The organism is Streptomyces sp. NBC_00654 (assembly GCF_026341775.1).
GTDB lineage: Bacteria > Actinomycetota > Actinomycetes > Streptomycetales > Streptomycetaceae > Streptomyces.
This window is the reverse complement of the sequence record NZ_JAPEOB010000001.1, coordinates 4206397-4225581: the sequence shown is the minus strand read 5'-3', so window position 1 is coordinate 4225581 and position 19185 is coordinate 4206397. Positions and strand designations below refer to the sequence as shown.

Genomic DNA, 19185 nt, shown 5'->3' with positions numbered 1-19185 from the left:
ATGCGAAGCGGCCGCGTAATTGCAGGTCAACGGGGGCAAATCATTGCGTGAGCCCTGCCGACTAATGCAACGGCGTTGCGTTGCATTAAGCTGGCCTCGACGGCCGACAGCGGAGGACACCCGATGCCTGGTGACAGACTCACTCTCCAGGACCGACAGCAGATCGCCGCAGGCCTGCGCGAGGAGCTGACCTACGCCGCCATCGGCCGCCGCATCGGGCGGCCGACCTCCACCGTCACCCGCGAAGTGATGCGCAACGGCGGGCCGCGCGGCTATCACGCCGAGGCGGCCAACCGGGCCGGCACACGACACGCGCGTCAGCGAAAGACCACTCCGCCGACGCCGTCACCAGGAAGGGCCCACCTCGGCGGGCGCGATCCACGGCTCGTGGACGAGGTGGACACGCAGAGCATGGAACTGATGATTCGGGCCGGGCTCCCACAGATGATGGCCAGGGTGCTCTCCGCGCTGTTCACCACCGACAGCGGCAGCCTCACCTCCGCGGAACTCGTGCGACGCCTGCACGTCAGCCCCGCCTCCATCTCCAAGGCCGTCGGCTACCTGGAAAACCAGGCACTCGTCAAACGCGAACGCGACCCCCGCAGCCGCGCCGACCGCTACGCCATCGACGACGACGTAGCGTTCCAGTCCATCGTGGCCAGCGCGCGCAACCAAACCCGGATCGCCGAGGCTTGCAAGATCGCAGCCCAGAAACTCGGCACCACCACCCCCGCCGGCGCCCGACTGGAGAACACGAGCCAGTTCCTCCTCCACGTCATCGACGACCTGGTCCGCTCAGCCCAGCACTGGCACGAGATCTACCCCACCCACCCTCGGAAGACGTCCGAAACCGACGACTGAACAGCTCACGTTGGCCTCAGATAGCGTTAAGCCCGATCTTCCCCGGTATGTGATCGCTCGATCGTGGTACTGATCGCTGCGCGGGCCGCCTGATGGGCATGTCCATTGAGATGCGGGCTGTGGAGAGAGAGCCGTACCCCAGCGATTTATCGGATGCGCAGTGGGCGCCGATCGATCCGATGATCACGGCCTGGAAGCGGGGCAGGGTGACGCGGTCGGCGACCGGAGATCCTGGGTCCTGTGACCTACGGGAGGCGGTGAACGCGATCTTCTGTCAGAACCGGACGGGCTGCCAGTGGCGCTATCCGCCCCATGACTTCCCGGGCCTGGTCGGCGGTGTTCTACTACTTCGCCTGTGGCGCGAGGACGGGCTCGACCAGCCGATCCAGGAACTCCTGTGCTGCCAGGCGCGGGAGAGAGCCCGCCGGCTGGAGGACCCATTCCTCGTGATCATCGACACCCAGTCCGTTCGCGCGGCCGCCGGTGTCCCGAAGGCCACGACGGGACTGGACGCCAACAAGAAGGTGTCGGGCCGCAAGCGGGGGAATGGCCGCAGACGTTCTGGGACTGATCATCGGCGTCGTCGTGCCGGCCGCCTCCACCCACGACAACCCCGCCCCCCCCTGCTTGACCAGGCCGCCGAACGGTGCGGGATGCGCCGGGAGAAGGCCCTGGTGGATCAGGGCTTCAAGGACGAGGTCATCATCCACGGGGCGCTGATGGACATCGACGTCAAGGTCGTCCGCCGCAACCCCGAAGACGGGGGCAAGGGTTTCGTCCCGCAGCCCAAGCGGTGGGTGGTCGAGCAGGTCAACGGCGCATTGATGTCGCATCGCCGCCTGGCCCGCGAGTACAGCCACCGCCCCGGCACCCCCGCCTCACGCGTCCACTGGGCTTCCATCGCGAACATGACTCGCCGCCTCACCACACCCGCCCCCCACCTGACGCGACACGCTCGGGCTGGCCGCGTGAACGTCATCGAGTTCCTGGCTCAACGCGTCCCACCCGGGGACCGAGCCCGATCCACCCACCGCCTACCAGGCCATCGTGAACGCCTTCAAGCAGCTCCCCGACCAGGCATTCAGAGCCCGCGAGCTGAACGGACTTCCCAGCATGCCCACCGACGAGGCGACCGTCAACATCACCCGCAGCCGCCTCGGACGCCTCATCCGCCAAGGCTTCCTCACGCAACCCGGACGAGGCCGCTACCGGAAACGGACTTGCTGACTTCGGCGTCTTGGGGTCTGGATCTGTGCCGGGACCGGTGATGCGGGCCGTTGACCTCTTCGAGGAGGACGGGGAAGTCCCGTGCATCGCACGGGAGTTACGGGTGAGTGAGAAGTCGGTCTACCAGTGGCGCCGTAGCTGGAGGGCGGGCGGACGCGAGGCGCTGCGTTCCAAGGGCCCCTCCGGCTACGACCGCCACCTCGGCCCACACCTGCAGGCCGAGCTCGCGATGTGGCTGGAGGAGGGGCCGGCCGCGCACGGCTGGGCGGATGACCAGGTATGGACTGCCGCCCGGGTACGCACGCTGATTGGGCGGAAGTTCCACTTCTCCTACAGCGTCTCCGGGGTCACTCGGCTGCTGCATCGCATGGGCTACAGCGTGCAGATGCCCGCCCGGCCCGCCGCCGAACGCGACGAGGACGCGATCACCGCATGGCGGGAGGTGAACTGGCCGGAGGTAGAACCCTCCGAGCGGGACTGGCTGACAGTGGTCCTGCTGCCCGGATACGCACCCGAGCTCAACCCGGTCGAGGGCCTGTGGGCGCGCATCAGGTGGAGCCTGGCCAACCTGGCCGCACGCGCCCTCAGCGAGCTGGAGGCTGTGCTCCGCAGGCGACTCAATGCGCTGCAGTACTGGCACGCCGTCCTCGGCGGATTCCTCGCCGGAACCGGCCTCGCTCTCGAAGGACCGAACTGACCCAGATATGCCGAAGTCAGGTAACGGGCAGTCCACACACTGCCCGACTCGCCGGAAAGTTACGGGGCCATGATCACTCGCCCCGAAGCAGCTCCACCGACCTCACTATCCGCTGCTGCGTCATGACCGATGCAAGGTCCGGTCACTGCGCAGCGGTATGTAGTTCCAGTCCAGCCTCTGCTCCTCGTCAACTACCGGCGTGTAGCCATTGAGGGGCTGGTTGGTCTCGAGAGACGTGACGATCGCCTCCATGAGCAGCGGCAGGGACGTCCACATCTCGTGTGATACGCGCATAACGCCTTCCACGGCCTCGGCTTCGTGGACGCGCCCCCGGTCGATCTCGGGACGGTGGTCCAGTACGAGGCAACCCCCGCCGACGTTCCGCGCGATGGGGATCACCTGCGGATGTCCGTACAGGAGGCTGCTGACCCCGATCTTCATGAAGTCGTACTCCGCCTCCTCTCCTTCCTCATCCGCCGTGCGCTTGTCGTAGAATCCGGTGAAAAGTTGCCACGCGGCCGCTATCTCGCGTGCACTCATCGGTCTGTAGAACCCTGGCAGCAGCGAGCCCCGCTGATCGGGGAGACCATCGTGCCGCAGCAGCGACATCACCAAGGGCTTCAGCAGTGGCCGGCCGATGACGCGTTCGGTCGCGGCGATGTCCGCCGGATCCGCGGGCGGCGCCAGCGCGGCGTAGGTCGCCGGGGCGTGCTCGGCCAGCCAGTTCTCGATTCGCGTCCACGACTCACTGATCGGTGCGGTCATAGCACGGCATCCTGCCACCTGGTACTGACAACGCCGCCGACAGGGAGCGGGGTGCCGGGGCGCGGTCGGGTGCCGTGGCGGCGAGGCTCTCGATCAGCTCGGCTACGTGCGGACCGGCCAGACGCAGGTAGTGGTGGCGGCCCTGCCGTTCCTCGGCAAGCAGGTTTCCGCGCACGAGCGCGTGCAAGTGCTCGGTCGCGGTCGAGGGCGCCACCCCCCGCACGACGCGCCACCCCCCGCACGACGCGCCACCCCCCGCACGACGCGCCACTTCCGTTGCCGTCCATGCCCGGCCGTCGAGCAGGGCCAGTCGCCGCAAGGCCGCCCGTATGCCATCGGCCAGCAGCCTGGCCACGGAGGCCAGATCGGGGCCGGTCGCGTGTGCGCGCCGTGTGTTCATGCGGTCCGTTGTCACCCGTGACACTTCGGCCCCGGCCGAAGCGACCCGAATTTAGGCTGCCCACCATGCACACATCGCCTACCAGCACTCTGCCCGCAGGGACCGTCGTCACCCACCTGGAGATCGAGCCGAGCGTCTTGTACTTCGGGACGCCGGTGGTACTCCTGTCGACGGAGAATCAGGACGGCTCGTTCAATCTCGCCCCGATATCCTCCGCATGGGCACTCGGACAGACGGTCGTGATCGGACTGGGCCGCGACGGGCAGACCGCGCACAACCTCGGCAGCCGGCCCGAGCTGGTGATCAACCTGCCGGCCCCCTCCCAGTGGCCGGCGGTGGAGAGACTGGCGCCACTGACCGGCCGGAACCCAGTGCCATCGACCAAGGCCGAGGGCTGCCGCTTCGAGCCGGACAAGTTCACCGCAGCCGGCCTGACCGGCAACCCGTCCCACCTGGTCCGACCGCCTCGTGTCGCCGAATGCCCGATCCAGCTGGAAGCCCGCGCGGAGCGGGTGCAGCCGGACGTCTCCGGGGAATTCGTCATCGTCGAGGCCGTCGTACACAAGGTCCACGCCGACTCCCGCATCGTCGTTCCCGGCACCGACCACATCGACCCCGCCGCTTGGAGCCCTCTCATCTACAACTTCCGCCACTACTTCGGACTCGGTCCGGAACGCGGCCATTCCTACCGCACCCGGACACCGCGCAGCCCCGGCGGTCCTGCCGCGGAGCGCGCGCTCGCCGGCACCGCGCCCATCTGAGTTCAGGCGGCCCGGCCGAGGCCCGGGGCGGTCAGGTCCTGGTCGCGCGGCGGGGTGAAGCCGACGTCGCGTTTCGTCTCGTACGCGCCGGGCTGGGTGCCGGGGTCGTGCGTGGAGTACTCGCCGAACCGGTGATCCTTCGCCGGGCGGCCGTGCTTGTCGACGGCCCCGGTGTGCGTGACCGCCACCCGAGCCGTCGCCGAGCACCTCGGTTTGGACACGGTCGCGTCCGAGGCCGTCGGCGTCCCGGTCGATGTCGCCGGGCTTGCAGGAGCCGTCGCGAGCAGGGCGTCGAGCCCGCAGTTCAGCTTCCGGACGGTTCCGGTGCTCATCGGGCGGTGGCCGAGGTGTCCGAGTGCCAGTGGCTCCGACCGTCCCCGAGCACTCGGCGCCGGGCCCGGGCCATCGACTCCTCATCGACGCCGATGGCACAGATCAGGCACTGAAGTCGGGTCAGGAGCTGCTGCGCAGTGCCTTCTTGTCGATCTTCCCGAGGGCGGTATGCGGCAGTTCGGCGCACAGACGCACCCGTTTGGGCGCCCAGACGGCGCCTTTGGCCTCGCGTACATGGGCGGCCAGTTCGGTGGGAGTGGCAGGGAACCCGGAGCGGAGTACAACGGCGGCGACGACCGCTTCGCCCCATTGAGGATCGGGCACTCCGTAAACGGCACAGTGGGCGACGGCAGGGTGGCCTGCGAGGGCGTCTTCGACTTCACGAGGGTAGACATTGAATCCACCAGTGATGATGGTGTCCTTGATGCGGTCGACGATGGTCAGGAGGCCCGTGGAATCCGCTCGTGCGATGTCTCCCGTGTGCAGCCAGCCGTCCTGCAGCGCAGCACGGGTCTGGTCCGGCTTGTTCCAGTAGCCGTTCATGACCAGGGGACCCCGTACGCACAACTCGCCCGGTTCGCCGGTGGCGACCGGGTGGCCGGCGGGATCGATCAGGATGATCTCGTTTCCCGGCATCGGCCGTCCGCAACTGGTGAGTACGGCCGGGTCGTCGCTGAGGTGTTCGTCAGGGTCCAGGACCGTCAGTGCGTTGGGCGCTTCGGCCTGCCCGTAGTGCTGGCTGAGGATCGGGCCGAATCGGTCTCCGGCCTGTACCAGGCGGGCCCGGTCGATGGGGGCGGCGCCATAGAGGATCCATCGCAGGCCCGACAGATCGGCGCCGGTTGTCCGGGGGTGGTCGAGGAGCGTGTAGAGCATGGTCGGCACGAGGAAGGTGGTGTTCACGCCGCCTTCCTCGATCGCGTCGATGACTTCGTCGGGGTCGAATCCCGGATGGATGACGAAAGTTGCGCCGCGTAGAAAGCCGGGTGCTACGAGAAGACCGGCCGCGTGGGACATCGGAGTGGTGATGAGGAAGGTCGTCTTCTCCGGCCAGGCCCACGTGGTGCAGGCCCACGCGTTCGCCGCCAGGGAGCGGTCACCGAGTACTACGCCCTTGGGCTCTCCGGTGGTGCCGCCGGTGTAGAAGAGGTAGCAGGCTTCCGCGAGAGGGTCCACCGCTGCGGGGGGTGTGCGTTCGGCGAGATCGGAGAGAACGGAGAGGGAAACGACCTCGGTTCCGGCGCGGGCCGCGGCGGCGCGGCCGGCGAACCGAGCCTCGTCGACGATGAGAAGTCCGGCGCCGCTGTCACGCAGCACGTAGGCGTCGTTCTCACTGTTGCCGAGCGGGTGCAGGGCCGCGAAACGGATGCCCGCCAGACAGGCGGCTGCCATGACGACGAAGGCTTCGGGTCTGGGGCCGGTGAGCAGCGCGACCGCGCTTCCGGGTACCGGCCGGAGGCGGGCGAGGGCTGCGGCGGTCCGCTCGATCATGTCTGCGGTGGCCTGGTAGGTCAGTGATCGTTCTCGGTCGTCCTCCCGCCAGCGGAATGCCAGGTGGTCGGGGCGGCGCCGGAGTGCGGTCAGGATCAGTTGGGCGTAGCCGGGGGCGCTGTGGAGTGAGTCCTGTGGCGTGGTCAGGGGCGCGTTCATCGGATTGCTCCCAGGAGGGTGACTGCGGCGACGGCTTCCTCGATGCCGTAGAGGCCGCCGCCGTTCTCCGCGGCGGCGACTCGTGCTCCGGCGACTTGCCGGGCACCGGCTTCGCCGCGTAGCTGGCCAACGAGTTCGTATATCTGCGCGAGGCCGGTGGCTGAGACGGGGTGTCCGCGGGACACCAGGCCGCCGGAGGGGTTGACCGGGAGAGTGCCGCCGAGTGCGCCGGCTCCCGAGAGAGACCAGCGGCCGCCGTCGCCGATGGCGCAGAATCCGAGATTCTCGACTTGCTGGATCTCTCCGAAGGCCGTGGCGTCGTGCACCTCGGCGACATCGATGTCGGCCGGGGTGATACCTGCCTGTTCATAGGCGGCGAGTGCTGCTCTGCGGCCGATGTGTTCCTCTGGCTGCTCGGCGGTGCGGTCGCTGCCGGAGACAAGGGCGGTGGCCAGAACCCGCACAGCCCGGTCGTACCCGGCGCGGGTGCCGGCGGCCTCGGCGCGCATGACCACGACCGCTGCGGCCCCGTCACTGACCGGCGAGCACATGGGAACGGTCAGAGGCCATGCCACCTCCCGCGCGGCGAGGATCTCTTCAGGGGTCAGCGCCTTGCGGTAGTGGGCGCGGGGGTTGTGCACGGAGTGGGTGTGGTTCTTGGCGGCGACGAAGGCGAGTTGCTCGCGGGTGGTGGCGAACTTCTGCATGTGGGCGCGGGCCAGTGAAGCGTAGATGTCCATGAACACCGATCGGCCCGCGCTGTCGTCGTCCGTGACTGTGGCGCCGGACAGGTTGCGGAGCGCGGCGAGGGTCTCTTCGCGGTGCTGTACATCCATGGCCCCGTCGAAGACCGCCAGCCCGCGCGCCGGGTCGGCGCACACGAGTTTGTCGACGCCGACGGCGAGGGCGGCATCGGACAGGCCCGCGCGTACGTGGGAGACTGCCAGCCACAGGGCGGTGGCGCCGCCCGCGCAGGCGTTCTCGACATTGACGAGCGGAGCGTGCGTGAGGCCCAGGGGGCGCAGCGACACCTGGCCGGGGATCATGTGCTGGCCGTCGAGGGCCTTCTGGCTGACATTGGCATAGAAGACCGCCCCGATCTCGTCGCGCGAGACCTGTCCGTCGGCGAGTGCTTCGGTCACCGCCTGTCGGGCCAGGTCGGAGGCGGTACGGTCGGGGTGCCGGCCGAACGGGGTGGAGCCGACGCCCAGAATGACGATGTCGTCGGCGGCGGTTGGACGGGCGGGCGCGCTCATGTCGTGATGACCTTGTTGCGCAGGACGCCTATGCCGGACACTTCCAGTTCGACGGTGTCGCCCGGCTGGAGGAACCTGCCGTGCTCCACGCCGCAGCCGGTGGGTACGGTGCCGGAGCACAGCACCTCGCCCGGATACAGCCGAGTGCTGGTGGAGGTGAAGGCGATCATGTCGGCGAAGGTGTGGTCCATGTCCGCGCTGGTGCCGCGGCTGACTTCGACGCCGTTGATCCGCGCGGTCATCTGAAGCTGATACGGGTCACCCAGTTCGTCAGCGGTGACGATCCACGGGCCCAGGACGTTCGCGTCGGCGAAGTCCTTGCTCTTGCTCAGCCCGAGACCGGTGGAGATCTCCTCCCGTTGGGTGTCGCGGGCGGTGAAGTCGTTGAAGATGGTGTAGCCGAAGATGTGGGACCCCGCCGCTTCACGGGTGATGTCCATGCCTCCGCGGCCGAGCACGCAGGCGAACTCCAGTTCGTAGTCGATCACTGAGGAGTAGAGCGGCCAGCGCACCTCGGCTTCGTGTCCGGCTACCGCCAGTCGGTTGGCGACGTAGTACAGAGGGCGTTCCTGTTGAATGGGCGGCAGTTCGACGCGCTCAACCGGTACGCCCTCCATACGTGCGCGAGCATTGCGGAAATGGTCCATGAAACCGCCGAAGTCCCGTATCTGCGGGGGGCGGGGCAGCGGGGACCGCCACACCACGTCGTCGAACCGCACGACGGCTTCCTCCGGCGGATCGGCGACGATACGGTCGGCCGCGGCGCGGGCCGCGGCTCCTCCCTCAATGATCGCCAGCACTGACTGCAGCGTCGGATCGGGCTCGGGTGACAGGATGCGGGCTGCGCGGTCGAGCAGGATGACGCGGCGCTCTTCTTCGAGTACCGCCGCAGGGTGCTCGCCCGTGTCATGGATGACAGTGGCCAGTTTCATCACAAACTCCTCAGGGGGGGATCAGCAGGTCATACGAACGCGACGACGCGAGCGGGGGCCGCGCTGGCGCGGGCGAGCTTCAGGGGGAAGAACGCGACCCGGAAACCGGTCGGGGGGAGCGCGGCCAGGTTGGCCAGCTGTTGGACGATGAAGACTTCCCGCTCACGGCCCGCCCGGTGCCCGTCCCACAGCACCGCGTTGTCGCCACTGGCCCGGAACGCCTCGGCCATCACCGGGAAGGGCAGGTCCCAGCCTGCGGCGTCGGAGCCGAGCACCTTCGCGCCCAGTTCGGCCAGGAACAGGGTCCCCTCCCGGCTCATTCCCGGATACTGGAAGAACTCCGCGTCCCGCAGCCCGAACTCTTCCTGGCCCGTGCGCAGCAGCACCGCCCCGTTCCGCGGCACCGCTCCGCCGATCTCGTCGACGGCGTCCCGGAGCGCCGATACCGGGATCGCGGTGTTTGCCGTGCATCGGCCACGTAGATCCAGCACGACCGCCTCGCACCACAGCTCCCGGAGCGCAATGTCGGTAATGGTGCGTGCGGGGCGGCCCTCGCAGGTCGATCCGTAGTGCAGCGGCGCGTCCACGTGCGTACCCAGGTGCGAGCTGAAACCGTTCAGGATCTCCGAGCCCCATCCCTCGCCACCCGGCAGATCCTCCACCCCGCACGCCATCGCCGCGGCGAACTCCTGACGGCCCGCGCCGGCCGGATGGGCGTAGGTGACGTCGGGCGCCAGGACCCCTCCCAACGTACGCATTTCCGGCGGCAGCCGCTCAAGATCGTCCGGGTCCAGAGTCCTCGTGAGATCTATGAGGTCCACGACGGAACCACCTTTCTATGTTGGACGTCCAACATAGAACCGAGTGGCCGAACTCGCAAGAGACGCAGTAGCTACTCTCCGTTACTTGCCGTGTCCCCTGTTGACGCCAGCGCCGCGTCATAGAGCGCCTCCACCACGTGGACCGCGCCTGCGCGGTCCACCGCGTCCGGGTCGAGCCGGTGCTGGATGTTGATGCCCAGGGTGGTGCCGAGCATGGCTACGGCCAGGGCATCGGCATCGAACATCGCGGTCAGTTCCGGGGTCACTGAACGCAGGTAGTCGGAGTACACACGCCGAAGGGCGACGTACTGCCGCGCATAGGTCTCCCCGACCTCGGACTCCCTCGTGACCGCTTCCAGGAGAAGCGTGGAAAAGATCCGGGCCTCCGGGCGCGACATCAGCGCGTGGTTCGCCCGCATCAACGCTGTGGCACCACGCGGTTCCGTCTCAAGACGCTGGACCAGGAACTCGGTACCACGGCGGAAAGCCTCCTCGACCACAGCCACCAGCAACCCGTCCTTCGAGCCGAAGTGCCAGGCCACAGACCCCCGGCTGATACCGGAACGTACAGCCACCGCCTGAATCGACATGGCCGCCGCGCCCCCGTCCGCGACGAGTTCGAATGCCGCCTCCATCAACCGCCTGCGGGTCTCCTCCGAGATCTCTTGCTTCCGTGACACCATCACTGCCCTCTCACCGTGTGACACCTGCGCGCGAGCTTGTGCCCGGCACACGTCCACGAACTGGACGCACAGCCGAACAGTACGGAATCGCGCCTCGGCCCCCGCGCACGGCGACGGCCCCTCGGGCCTGGGCGACGTCGGCTACCGGCCCGTCACTGGTATTCGGGGACGGCGGCAGCGGGCGCCGTGTTCGCGTCCGCCGGAACGGCCGCGGCCGAGGGCACGGACGCGGCACAGTCGACCGCGGTGGAGTTCTCGCCGGGGTCCAAGTTCGAGGCCAGCTCCAGCATGGCCGGGTCCGACCTCATGATGGAAATGACGTTCAGCGTGCGGGTGGACTGGCCCAACGGCTACCCGTCGGCGCATGACATCACCCCCCTGGAGATCGCCAACGCGCTGTCCGCGATCGCCGAGGCGAAGGGCTGGCCGCCGCTCACGTTCTACGGCCCGCAGCCCCCCGCACCGCTGAACTGAGGTACCCACGAAGAGGGCCGGGGGGTGCGTCCGTTCATGGAAGAGCTCCCTCGGCCGCTCTGCCGCGCCTTCGGCAACGTCCTCAGCAACACCACCCGCCCCACCGACTCCCCCGGCCGAACCCGCCACCACCTGGATCGGCACAGTGCCGCTCCGGACGTCCCAGCGGCCGCCCGAATCACCCGCTACGGCTGGGCGTGCCGGACTTCAGCCGTGTTGCGGCCATGCGCGGGTACAGCCGGTTCGTGATTCCGAAGCGTCTGGGATGCGTGGGGCGGTGGGCTCGGTCGCGACAGTCTCTGCTCAGAGGGGCAAGAGGGGGCTCGGTGACCACCCGACAAAGAGGGTGCGGAGAATGTCGGGTGTTCGGGCCCGGTGTCGCCACACGATGGGGGCATGGATGACACGACCTTGGTATCCCGTTTCCTCCGCGACGGCTTCGTGAAGTTGGAAGGCGCCGTCGCGCCGCGCGTGGCCACGGACTGTACGCGGCTGCTGTGGCGGGAAACGGGCTGCGACCCGGACGATCCAGCGACATGGACGCGGCCCGTGCACTGGGTGGCAGGCATGGCGCAGGGGCCGTTCGCCGCCGCACCCAACTCCCCGTCCCTGCACCGCGCGTACGAGCTGCTCGTCGGTGCGGGAGGCTGGGAGCCGCGCTACTCGCTGGGCACGTTCCCCCTGCGCTTCCCGCACGAGGAGGAGCCGGACGACGCCGGCTGGCACATCGAGGGGAGCTATCTGCCGGAGGGCGAGAGCTGGTACTTCACGAATCTGCGCTCCCGGGGCCGGGCACTGCTGATGCTGTTCCTGTTCAGCGAGGTCGGTGAGGAGGACGCCCCGACCCGGATCCGGGTCGGCTCACACCTCGACGTGCCGAAGGTGCTCGAGAAGTACGGGGAGGACGGGGCGAGCGGGCTGACCCTCGCGCCCGATCTGGTGGCGGCGTCCGACCACCGGCCGCTCGCCCTCGCCACCGGGTCCCCGGGCGACGTCTTCCTGTGCCATCCGTTCCTGGTGCACGCGGCGCAACCGCACCACGGGGCGCGGCCGCGCTTCATGGCCCAGCCGCCGCTGATGCCGGCCGCACCGTACGAACTGGAGCGGGCCGACGGCGCGTACTCACCCGTGGAGACCGCGATCCGTCGGGGCCTGGGACACGACGCCCCCATTCAGTGAGGCACCAAGGTCGGTCTCCCGGCCGAGGGACGCGCCGGATACGCCGGATGCCCTCCGGGCGCGGTCCCTGCGGCCGTACGCCGCCGCATCGGTGCCGGAGTGAGGCGCCAGTACGGCGGCGGAGGTGGCCGGCCCGGGGCGTAGTGCGGATGTCCGGGCGGGCCCGAACCCGTCAGGTTGTCCCGGGAAAGTGGCAGGCGGCCTTGCGGGCGCCGGGACCCACGATGTCGAGCAGTGGTCGCTCGGTGCGGCAGACTGCCTGCGCCTTCGGGCAACGCGGATGGAAGCTGCAGCCACTGGGGGGTGCAGCGGGGCTCGGCGGGTCGCCGAGCAGGATGATCCGTTCCCGGCGCCGCTCCGCCGCCGGGTCCGGCAACGGGACGGCCGAGAGCAGCGCCCGGGTGTAGGGGTGGGCGGGCGTGTCGTACACCTCGTGCTTGTCGCCGATCTCGACGATGCGGCCCAGGTACATCACCGCCACGCGGTCGCACACCCGTTTCACGACGGACAGGTCGTGGGCGATGAAGAGGAAGGACAGGCCAAGTTCGTGGCGCAGGCGCTCCATCAGGTTGACTACCTGGGCCTGGACGGACACGTCGAGAGCGGAGACCGGTTCGTCGGCGACGATCAGGCGGGGGCCGGTCGCGAGGGCGCGGGCGATGCCGATGCGCTGGGCCTGGCCACCGGAGAACTGGTGCGGATGCCGGTCGAGGTGCTGGGCACCCAGGCCCACCAGGTCCAGCAGTTCGGCGGCCTTCTCCCGGGCGGCCCGGTCCGTGCTTCCCTGCACCAGCAGCGGTTCGGCGATGATCCGGGCCACTGTCTGCCGGGGGTTCAGCGAGGCATAGGGGTCCTGGAAGATGATCTGGAGGTGGCGGCGGGTGGGCCGCAGCCGGCGCGGGGACAGATGGGTGATGTCCTGACCGTCGAACTCGACGGTGCCGGCGGTGGGTTCCAGCAGCCGGACCAGCATCCGGCCGGTGGTGGACTTGCCGCAGCCGGACTCTCCGACCAGGCCGAGGGTCTCACCCGCGGCGAGTTCGAAATCGACGCCGTCCACCGCGCGGACCGGTGCGGCGGGGCGTCCCAGGACGCGGCGGCCGGGGAAGGTCTTCACCAGGTCGCGTACGGACAGCAGGGGCGCCGCCCCTCCGGCCGCGGGGGCGGTTTCCGGGGCCGCGGCCGGTGCGGATCCTTCCTCCCGTGAACGCGGGGGCGTGTGGGTGGACTTCGGGAGTGGGGGTTTCATCGGGCCTCCTCGGCCGGTACGGGGGCCCTGCCGGGCGAGCCGGAGTGCGACGTGCCCGGGACGGCCGTCAGGGGCAGATGACAGGCGACCAGCCGGCCGCCCTCGCCGGGAACGTCCCTCGGCAGGGGCTTTTCCTCCGCGCAGCGGGTCCGCTCGGGCTCGGTGGCTTCGGCCGCCCGTGGGCAGCGGGGCGCGAAGGGGCAGCCCGGTATCGGGTCTGCGGGCGACGGCGGGCTGCCGGGAATGGCGCGCAGCGGTGCGTCGTCGGGATCGTCCAGCCGGGGCAGGGAGTCCAGGAGGCCCCGGGTGTAGGGGTGCGCGGGGCTGCGGAACAGTTCATCGACCGTTGCCTGTTCGGCGCCGCGCCCCCCGTACATGACGAGGACGTCGTGGGCGACGCGCGCCACCACGCCCAGGTCGTGGGTGATCATCAGGACGCCCAGTCCTCGTTCCTGCTGGAGCCGGGCGATCAGTTCGAGGATCTGCGCCTGGACGGTGACGTCGAGCGCGGTGGTCGGTTCGTCGGCGATCAGCAGTTCGGGTTCGCAGGAAAGAGCCATGGCGATCACGGCGCGTTGGCGCATCCCGCCGGAGAACTGGTGCGGGTATTCTCCCGCCCGGCGTGCCGGTTCGGGGATGCCGACCTCGCCGAGCATGTCCACGGCCCGTTTGCGGGCGGCCCGTCGGCCGCTGCCGAAGTGGTGGCGGTGGGCCTCGGCGATCTGCTCGCCGACCGTGTAGGCGGGGTGCAGCGCGGACAGCGGATCCTGGAAGACCATGGCCATCCGGCGCCCGCGCAGCCGGCCGAACCGACGGTCGGTCAGGTCGAGGAGTTCCTGCCCGGCAAAGGTGATCGACCCGCTCACCCGGGCTCGGCGGTGCAGGCCCATCACGGCCAGGGAGGTGACCGACTTGCCCGAGCCGGATTCGCCGACCAGGCCCAGGGTGCGGCCGGCCTCCACGGTGAAGGAGACTCCGTCGACCGCCTGGACCGCTCCGGTGGGGGTGTCGAAGGCGACCCGCAGATCGCTGACGCGCAGCAGGGGTTGGGCCGGTTCAGTGGTGGTCCGCACGGTTCAGTTCCTCACTCTGGGGTCGACGACGGCGTACAGGAGGTCGATGACGACGTTGGCGGCCACGATGAAGAACGCCGCCAGCAGAGTGACGCCGAGTACGACGGGCTGGTCGGAGCGTTGGAGGGCGTCGTAGAACAGTCGGCCCACACCGGGGATACCGAAGATGGACTCGGTGATGACGGCGCCGGCCAGCAGCGCGCCGAGGTCCATGCCGAAGAGCGTGAGCACCGGCATCAGCGCGGAGCGCAGTCCGTGTTTGACCACGACGACGCGGGCGGGCATGCCCTTGGCGCGGGCGGTCCGGATGTATGGCTGTGCCATCGTCTCGATCATCGAACTGCGGCTCTGGCGGGCGTACATCGCGGCGTAGAGCAGCGCCAGGGCGATCCACGGCAGCACCAGGTTGGTCGCCCAGCCCAGTGGGTCGTCGGTGAGCGGTACGTAGGTGGGGTAGGGCAGCAGCCCGGTCAGCCTGACCAGGCCGTACAGGAGCATCACCGCGGTGAAGTAGACGGGCAGCGAGGCGGTGGCCACGGCGCCGACCATGAGTGTGCGGTCGAGCAGTCCCCCCTTTCGCAGGGCGGCGGTCACTCCGGCGCTCAGCCCGAGCACCAGCCACAGGCAGGCGGCGCCGAAGGCCAGGGAGGCGGAGACGGGCAGGCGGTCCATCAACAGGTCCCACACCGGCAGGGCGTTCTCGTAGGAGTAGCCCAGGCAGGGGAAGCCGCACTGCAGCGCGTGGGGGCCGCTGCCGAGCTCCCGGCCGGTGAAGATCCCGACGAGGTAGTCGCCGAACTGTCTCCAGACGGGCTGGTCGAGCCCCATGAAGTGGCGTACCTCGGCCAGCCGTTCGGGGCTGCATGTCTTGCCGCACGCCGCTGCCGCAGGATCGGCGGGCAGCAAGTAGAAGATGACGAAGGTGACGGCGCAGATGGCGAGCAGGACTCCGGCCACGCCGAGTCCTCTGCGGACCAGGTAGGCGATCACGGGCGGCCTCCCTGGGGGTCGAGGATGTCGCGCAGGGCATCGCCGAGCACCGTGAAGGCGAGGACGGCGACGAAGAGGAAGGCGCTGGGAACGATGAAGTACATCGGGTCCGTCTCGTAGTAGGTGACGGCCTCGGCGATCATCTGGCCCCAGGAGGAGGTGGGCGGGCGCACGCCCACCCCGAGGAAGCTGAGCGCCGCCTCCGTACTGATCATTCCGGGGATCAGCAGTGTGGTGTACGCGATGATGGGCCCGGAGATGTTGGGCAGGACCTGCCGGGTGAGGATGCGCCACGGTCCGGAGCCGCAGGCACGGGCGGCCTCGACATACTCGCGGTGACGCAGGGAAAGGGCCTCGGCACGAACGACCCGGGCGATGCCCGGCCAGCCGAAGACACCGATGACGACGGTCATCAGCACCACCCGGTTGACGTCCTGGGCCACCGACATCATCGCGATCATGAAGATGAGCGAGGGGAAGGACATGGTCAGGTCCATCAGCCGGCTCAGGACGGTGTCGATGCGGCCACCGAAGTAGCCGGCCGCGATGCCTGCGGCGGTGCCGGTGACGACGACGATCGCGGTGGCGGCGAAGGCGATCGTCAAGGACACCTGGGCGCCGTGGACCACGCGGGCGAACAGGTCGCGGCCGGTGACCGGTTCCACGCCGAGCCAGTGGTCGGCGCCCATGCCACCGAGCGGGCCGCGGGGCAGGCCACCGAGGTAGGGATCGATGGCGGAGGGGTCGAAGGCGGTCGGCGACCAGCCGCCCAGCCGGCTGAGCAGGGGCGCGGCGAGGGCGACCAGGATCAGCAGCGCGGCGGCCAGCAGGGCGGTCCGGCTGCCGCGGTCGCTCCACAGGCGGCGCCAGGTGGTCCGCCAGGGGGCGTCGGGCGGCGGGGAGCCGGGTCCATCGGCCGCCGGGGCGTCGCCCGGTCCGGCGGTCTGCGCGGTGAGGCTCATGATGATGTGTCCTCGCCCTTTCAGCCCTGGCTCCGGGACGGGTCCTTCAGACCGATGACCGCGAAGTCGAACTGGCCGGTCCAGGAGGGGTGTCCGAAGGCTCCGGCGATGTTGTCGCCGACGAGCAGCGGCTTGCGCTCCCAGAGCAGGGGGACGGCCGGGGACTTGCTCTGGATCACCGTGTCCAGTTCGGCCCAGGCCTTGTTGGCGGCGGCCGCGTCGGGCATCCCGGCGATCTCGTCCATGCGCTTCTCGACGGCCTTGTCGCGGAACTGGGAGACGTTGCCCTGGTTGCCCTTGGGCCGGATGGTGCGGCCGTCGAAGACGAACGGCAGGAAGGTGGCGGCGGACGGGTAGTCGGGGCACCAGCCGCTGATGGCCATGTCCGGAGCGTTGGCGGTGTCGCCGATGGTGTCGTAGTAGACCGAGGGGTCGGCGGTCTCGATCCGCAGCCGTACGCCGACCCGGGACAGGCTCTGCTGGAGGGCCTCGGCGCGGTTCTTGTCGCCCGTGGACACGGTGATCGTCGTGTCGAAGCCGCCTGGCTTGCCCCCCTCGGCGAGGAGCTTCTCGGCCCGCTTCACATCGCCGGTGGCGGACCGGCCATGGACCGGGTCGGCGGCCTTGCCGCCCATGAGGGAGGGCGGCAGATAGCCGGTGGCGATGTCGTTGAGGGCGGGTCCGCCGTTGGCGGTCACCTGCGCCTCCTTGTCGACGGCGTACTGCATCGCCTGACGGAGCTTCAGGTTGTCGAAGGGCGGCCGGGAGGTGTTCAGCGCGAGCATGTCGGTGCAGCCCGTGCGCTCGGCGGACAGCCGCTGCTTGACCTCGGGCCGCGGAAGGACCTTGGCGACGCTGGAGGGCTGCAGGTCGGACCACTCGATCGCGGAGGCGTCGGCGCCCGCGCCCGCGATGATCCGGTCGTCGATCTGGCCGCCCTTGAGGCCCTGGATCACGACGATCCGGTCGGGGTACGCCTTGCGCACCGAGTCGGTCGCCGCGTCCCAGTGGGGATTGCGGACCAGCACCATCTTCTTGCCGCGCGCATAGCTCTCGATGCGGTACGGCCCGGAGGAGAAGGGCCGCAGGTCGTACTGGACACCCTTCTCCCGGGACTCGGGCACGGGCGAGAAGGTGGAGAGCGTGACCGTGTAGGAGAACTCGGCGACTGGTCTGCGCAGCGAGAAGACGATGGTGCGGTCGTCCGGGGTGCTGATCGAGTCGAGGTGCTTGCCGCCCAGCGGGCCGTCGTACCCCTCGGTGTCGGCCAGGTAGCGCTGGGCGTAGTCGGGGCCGCCCGCGAGATCCGGGGCGAAGGAGCGTTCCACGTTGTACTTGATGTCGCGCGCCCGTATGGGGGTCCCGTCCTCGTAGACGAGGCCGGGCTTGAGGGTGAAGGTCCAGGTACGGCCGCCGTCGGAGGGCGTACCGAGGTCGGTCGCGAGGTCCGGGACGACTTCGCCGCCCTTCTCTCCGGGAGCCGCCCGGAAGGTGGTCAGGGTGCGGTAGAGCAGCCTGGTGCCGAAGTCCATGGCCGGCAGGACCCAGTTGCGGGCCGGGTCCAGGTGGGCGAAGTCCTGGTTGGACAGCACGGTCAGGGTGCCGCCCCGCTTCGGAGTGCCGCCGATGACGGTGCCGGTGGCCACGCCGGGCTGTCCCTTCTCCGAGCCGCCGTCGTCACCTCCCTGAGTGGTGCAGGCCCCCAGCAGGGCCAGGGAGAGCGTGGCGCTCAGGGATGCGGACAGCGCACGGGTGCGACGGGACATGGGGGCACTCCTCGGTACAGGTACGGGGAAGACACGGCAGACGCGGAACAGGCCGGGTGGAAGGGATGGTCCGGAGGGATCTCGTGATCCGGGGTGGCCGGACGGCCCGGGGCAGGCGCTGCGGACCGTCCGGCCCGGGGCAACTGCTGGGGCGTGTGGTGTGTGACCTGTAAAATAGTAATGTGACATTGCACAGCCAAGGAGTAGGTCACCCTGTTATCGAACCGTGTCCCAAAGCCCCGGCCCCTGAGGGCCCCCGGGAGCTCCGCACCCCGGCGCGCACGGCCGGAGACACCCCGCGTCGGCCTGCGGCGGACGATGCGGATTCTGCGCAACGTGACATTGTATAGTGCGGGGACAAACCGCTGAAAGGGAATGCATGAGTGGGCTGACGTCCCGCAAACTCCTCTCGGTGCAGGAGCACCTGCGCGACCGGGTGGCCAACGCCCTGCGCGCCGCGCTGATCTCGGGAGATCTCCAGCCCGGCGTGATCTACTCGGCGCCCACGCTGGCCGCCGAGTACGGCGTCTCCGCCACGCCCGTGCGCGAGGCGATGCTGGATCTGGCCCGCGAGGGCCTGGTCGAGGCGGTGCGCAACAAGGGGTTCCGGGTCACCGAGCTCTCCGACCGCGACCTGGACGAGTACACCGAGATCCGCGCGCTCATCGAGATCCCCACCATCGGCCGCGTGGTCCGGTCCGCCACACGCGAGCAGTTGGAGGCGCTGCGCCCGGTGGCCGAGGAGATCGTGGCCGCCGCCGACCGGGGCGACCTGATCGCCTACCTGGAGTCGGACCGCCGCTTCCATCTCGACCTGCTCGCCCTCGCGGGCAACGCCCGTCTCGTGGAGACGGTGGCCGAACTGCGCAAGCGCTCCCGGCTCTACGGACTCGCCGATCTGTCCCAGGAAGGGTCGCTGGCGGGTTCGGCGCAGGAGCACACAGCACTTCTGGACATCATGATCGCCGGGGATGCGGCGGGCGCCGAGGAGCACATGCGCAGCCATCTCGCGCATGTGCGGACCCTGTGGTCGGCGCGGAAGCGGGAAGCCGGGCACGTGTCCCCGGCCCTCGGGCGCGGAACCCGCTGACACCGGGGCACGTGCG

The 19185-nt window shown here is 69.5% G+C and carries 21 protein-coding genes and 2 pseudogenes; 8 read left to right on the top strand and 15 right to left on the bottom strand.

What is annotated here, in order from left to right; all coding sequences use genetic code 11:
- Positions 1–123 precede the first annotated feature (123 nt).
- On the top strand, positions 124–861 hold the full coding sequence (locus OHA98_RS17950) for a helix-turn-helix domain-containing protein (RefSeq protein WP_266926981.1): 738 nt from the start codon (positions 124–126) through the stop codon (positions 859–861).
- Positions 862–953: 92 nt separating this feature from the next.
- A pseudogene (locus tag OHA98_RS42685) lies at positions 954–1175 on the top strand (transposase); the annotation flags it as partial.
- Positions 1176–1205: 30 nt separating this feature from the next.
- Here OHA98_RS42685 and OHA98_RS17940 read toward each other — a convergent pair.
- Positions 1206–1721, bottom strand: a complete 516-nt coding sequence (locus OHA98_RS17940) for a hypothetical protein (protein ID WP_266927972.1) — start codon at positions 1719–1721, stop codon at positions 1206–1208.
- Between the two features lie 187 nt (positions 1722–1908).
- Here OHA98_RS17940 and OHA98_RS17935 point away from each other — a divergent pair, with 187 nt between their 5' ends.
- Together OHA98_RS17935 and OHA98_RS17930 are read left to right on the top strand one after the other, a co-directional pair.
- Positions 1909–2088 carry a hypothetical protein gene (locus OHA98_RS17935; RefSeq protein WP_266927971.1) on the top strand — a complete coding sequence of 60 codons (180 nt, stop codon included), beginning with the start codon at positions 1909–1911 and terminating at the stop codon, positions 2086–2088.
- 40 nt (positions 2089–2128) lie between these two features.
- On the top strand, positions 2129–2785 hold the full coding sequence (locus OHA98_RS17930; RefSeq protein ID WP_266926979.1) for a winged helix-turn-helix domain-containing protein: 657 nt from the start codon (positions 2129–2131) through the stop codon (positions 2783–2785).
- Between the two features lie 120 nt (positions 2786–2905).
- Here the strand turns inward: OHA98_RS17930 and OHA98_RS17925 are convergent, their stop codons facing one another.
- Entirely contained in the window at positions 2906–3550 is a 645-nt protein-coding gene (locus tag OHA98_RS17925) for an SMI1/KNR4 family protein (protein ID WP_266926977.1), read from the bottom strand.
- A gap of 31 nt (positions 3551–3581) precedes the next feature.
- Positions 3582–3950, bottom strand: a pseudogene (locus tag OHA98_RS17920) (ArsR/SmtB family transcription factor); the annotation flags it as partial.
- 65 nt (positions 3951–4015) lie between these two features.
- On the opposite strand from OHA98_RS17920, the gene OHA98_RS17915 reads away from it, so the two are divergent.
- On the top strand, positions 4016–4711 hold the full coding sequence (locus tag OHA98_RS17915) for a flavin reductase family protein (RefSeq protein ID WP_266926976.1): 696 nt from the start codon (positions 4016–4018) through the stop codon (positions 4709–4711).
- 2 nt (positions 4712–4713) lie between these two features.
- Here the strand turns inward: OHA98_RS17915 and OHA98_RS17910 are convergent, their stop codons facing one another.
- The 7 genes from OHA98_RS17910 to OHA98_RS17880 all read right to left on the bottom strand — a co-directional run bounded on the left by OHA98_RS17910 (position 4714) and on the right by OHA98_RS17880 (position 10694).
- The gene (locus OHA98_RS17910; RefSeq protein WP_266926974.1) at positions 4714–5043 is read right to left on the bottom strand and encodes a hypothetical protein; all 330 of its coding nucleotides are present in this window, start codon (positions 5041–5043) and stop codon (positions 4714–4716) included.
- Between the two features lie 121 nt (positions 5044–5164).
- The gene (locus tag OHA98_RS17905) at positions 5165–6694 is read right to left on the bottom strand and encodes an AMP-binding protein (protein ID WP_266926973.1); all 1530 of its coding nucleotides are present in this window, start codon (positions 6692–6694) and stop codon (positions 5165–5167) included.
- Positions 6691–7950: a thiolase family protein gene (locus OHA98_RS17900; protein ID WP_266926971.1), complete on the bottom strand. Its 1260-nt coding sequence runs from the start codon at positions 7948–7950 to the stop codon at positions 6691–6693. Before OHA98_RS17900 ends, OHA98_RS17905 begins: the two co-directional genes overlap by 4 nt.
- Positions 7947–8882: a fumarylacetoacetate hydrolase family protein gene (locus OHA98_RS17895; RefSeq protein ID WP_266926969.1), complete on the bottom strand. Its 936-nt coding sequence runs from the start codon at positions 8880–8882 to the stop codon at positions 7947–7949. The genes OHA98_RS17900 and OHA98_RS17895 overlap by 4 nt, the downstream gene beginning before the upstream one ends.
- Before the next feature lie 29 nt (positions 8883–8911).
- Entirely contained in the window at positions 8912–9703 is a 792-nt protein-coding gene (locus OHA98_RS17890; protein WP_266926967.1) for a cyclase family protein, read from the bottom strand.
- Between the two features lie 71 nt (positions 9704–9774).
- Positions 9775–10338: a TetR/AcrR family transcriptional regulator gene (locus tag OHA98_RS17885; protein WP_266927941.1), complete on the bottom strand. Its 564-nt coding sequence runs from the start codon at positions 10336–10338 to the stop codon at positions 9775–9777.
- A 200-nt stretch (positions 10339–10538) separates the two neighbouring features.
- On the bottom strand, positions 10539–10694 hold the full coding sequence (locus tag OHA98_RS17880; RefSeq protein ID WP_266926965.1) for a hypothetical protein: 156 nt from the start codon (positions 10692–10694) through the stop codon (positions 10539–10541).
- A 7-nt stretch (positions 10695–10701) separates the two neighbouring features.
- Between OHA98_RS17880 and OHA98_RS17875 the strand changes: the two genes are divergently transcribed.
- A complete protein-coding gene (locus tag OHA98_RS17875; RefSeq protein ID WP_266926963.1) occupies positions 10702–10860 on the top strand; it encodes a hypothetical protein in 159 nt (52 codons plus the stop codon).
- Positions 10861–11256: 396 nt separating this feature from the next.
- Positions 11257–12039 (top strand): phytanoyl-CoA dioxygenase family protein, encoded by a 783-nt coding sequence (locus OHA98_RS17870; RefSeq protein WP_266926962.1) that lies wholly within the window; start codon positions 11257–11259, stop codon positions 12037–12039.
- Positions 12040–12211: 172 nt separating this feature from the next.
- Here OHA98_RS17870 and OHA98_RS17865 read toward each other — a convergent pair whose 3' ends face one another.
- From OHA98_RS17865 to OHA98_RS17845, 5 genes are read right to left on the bottom strand one after another with little or no spacing between them, the layout of a single operon-like run.
- Positions 12212–13288 carry an ABC transporter ATP-binding protein gene (locus tag OHA98_RS17865; RefSeq protein ID WP_266926960.1) on the bottom strand — a complete coding sequence of 359 codons (1077 nt, stop codon included), beginning with the start codon at positions 13286–13288 and terminating at the stop codon, positions 12212–12214.
- Complete coding sequence (locus OHA98_RS17860) at positions 13285–14361, bottom strand: ABC transporter ATP-binding protein (protein WP_266926958.1); 1077 nt, start codon at positions 14359–14361, stop codon at positions 13285–13287. The genes OHA98_RS17865 and OHA98_RS17860 overlap by 4 nt, the downstream gene beginning before the upstream one ends.
- A gap of 3 nt (positions 14362–14364) precedes the next feature.
- Positions 14365–15351 carry an ABC transporter permease gene (locus tag OHA98_RS17855; RefSeq protein ID WP_266926956.1) on the bottom strand — a complete coding sequence of 329 codons (987 nt, stop codon included), beginning with the start codon at positions 15349–15351 and terminating at the stop codon, positions 14365–14367.
- The gene (locus tag OHA98_RS17850) at positions 15348–16313 is read right to left on the bottom strand and encodes an ABC transporter permease (protein WP_266926954.1); all 966 of its coding nucleotides are present in this window, start codon (positions 16311–16313) and stop codon (positions 15348–15350) included. Before OHA98_RS17850 ends, OHA98_RS17855 begins: the two co-directional genes overlap by 4 nt.
- A 20-nt stretch (positions 16314–16333) precedes the next feature.
- A complete protein-coding gene (locus tag OHA98_RS17845) occupies positions 16334–18079 on the bottom strand; it encodes an ABC transporter substrate-binding protein (protein WP_266926952.1) in 1746 nt (581 codons plus the stop codon).
- Positions 18080–18458: 379 nt separating this feature from the next.
- Here OHA98_RS17845 and OHA98_RS17840 point away from each other — a divergent pair, with 379 nt between their 5' ends.
- On the top strand, positions 18459–19169 hold the full coding sequence (locus tag OHA98_RS17840) for a GntR family transcriptional regulator (protein WP_266926950.1): 711 nt from the start codon (positions 18459–18461) through the stop codon (positions 19167–19169).
- The last annotated feature ends 16 nt before the right edge of the window (positions 19170–19185 follow it).

What these genes read in the sequence shown, in the direction of transcription:
- OHA98_RS17840 (WP_266926950.1), top strand. Translation starts at nt 18,459, where the DNA reads ATGAGTGGGCTGACGTCCCGCAAACTCCTCTCGGTGCAGGAGCACCTG.
- OHA98_RS17870 (WP_266926962.1), top strand. Translation starts at nt 11,257, where the DNA reads ATGGATGACACGACCTTGGTATCCCGTTTCCTCCGCGACGGCTTCGTG.
- OHA98_RS17900 (WP_266926971.1), bottom strand. Translation starts at nt 7,950, where the DNA reads ATGAGCGCGCCCGCCCGTCCAACCGCCGCCGACGACATCGTCATTCTG.
- OHA98_RS17845 (WP_266926952.1), bottom strand. Translation starts at nt 18,079, where the DNA reads ATGTCCCGTCGCACCCGTGCGCTGTCCGCATCCCTGAGCGCCACGCTC.
- OHA98_RS17880 (WP_266926965.1), bottom strand. Translation starts at nt 10,694, where the DNA reads ATGAGGTCGGACCCGGCCATGCTGGAGCTGGCCTCGAACTTGGACCCC.
- OHA98_RS17885 (WP_266927941.1), bottom strand. Translation starts at nt 10,338, where the DNA reads ATGGAGGCGGCATTCGAACTCGTCGCGGACGGGGGCGCGGCGGCCATG.
- OHA98_RS17930 (WP_266926979.1), top strand. Translation starts at nt 2,129, where the DNA reads ATGCGGGCCGTTGACCTCTTCGAGGAGGACGGGGAAGTCCCGTGCATC.
- OHA98_RS17895 (WP_266926969.1), bottom strand. Translation starts at nt 8,882, where the DNA reads ATGAAACTGGCCACTGTCATCCATGACACGGGCGAGCACCCTGCGGCG.
- OHA98_RS17925 (WP_266926977.1), bottom strand. Translation starts at nt 3,550, where the DNA reads ATGACCGCACCGATCAGTGAGTCGTGGACGCGAATCGAGAACTGGCTG.
- OHA98_RS17950 (WP_266926981.1), top strand. Translation starts at nt 124, where the DNA reads ATGCCTGGTGACAGACTCACTCTCCAGGACCGACAGCAGATCGCCGCA.
- OHA98_RS17865 (WP_266926960.1), bottom strand. Translation starts at nt 13,288, where the DNA reads ATGAAACCCCCACTCCCGAAGTCCACCCACACGCCCCCGCGTTCACGG.
- OHA98_RS17850 (WP_266926954.1), bottom strand. Translation starts at nt 16,313, where the DNA reads ATGAGCCTCACCGCGCAGACCGCCGGACCGGGCGACGCCCCGGCGGCC.
- OHA98_RS17915 (WP_266926976.1), top strand. Translation starts at nt 4,016, where the DNA reads ATGCACACATCGCCTACCAGCACTCTGCCCGCAGGGACCGTCGTCACC.
- OHA98_RS17875 (WP_266926963.1), top strand. Translation starts at nt 10,702, where the DNA reads ATGACGTTCAGCGTGCGGGTGGACTGGCCCAACGGCTACCCGTCGGCG.
- OHA98_RS17905 (WP_266926973.1), bottom strand. Translation starts at nt 6,694, where the DNA reads ATGAACGCGCCCCTGACCACGCCACAGGACTCACTCCACAGCGCCCCC.
- OHA98_RS17910 (WP_266926974.1), bottom strand. Translation starts at nt 5,043, where the DNA reads ATGAGCACCGGAACCGTCCGGAAGCTGAACTGCGGGCTCGACGCCCTG.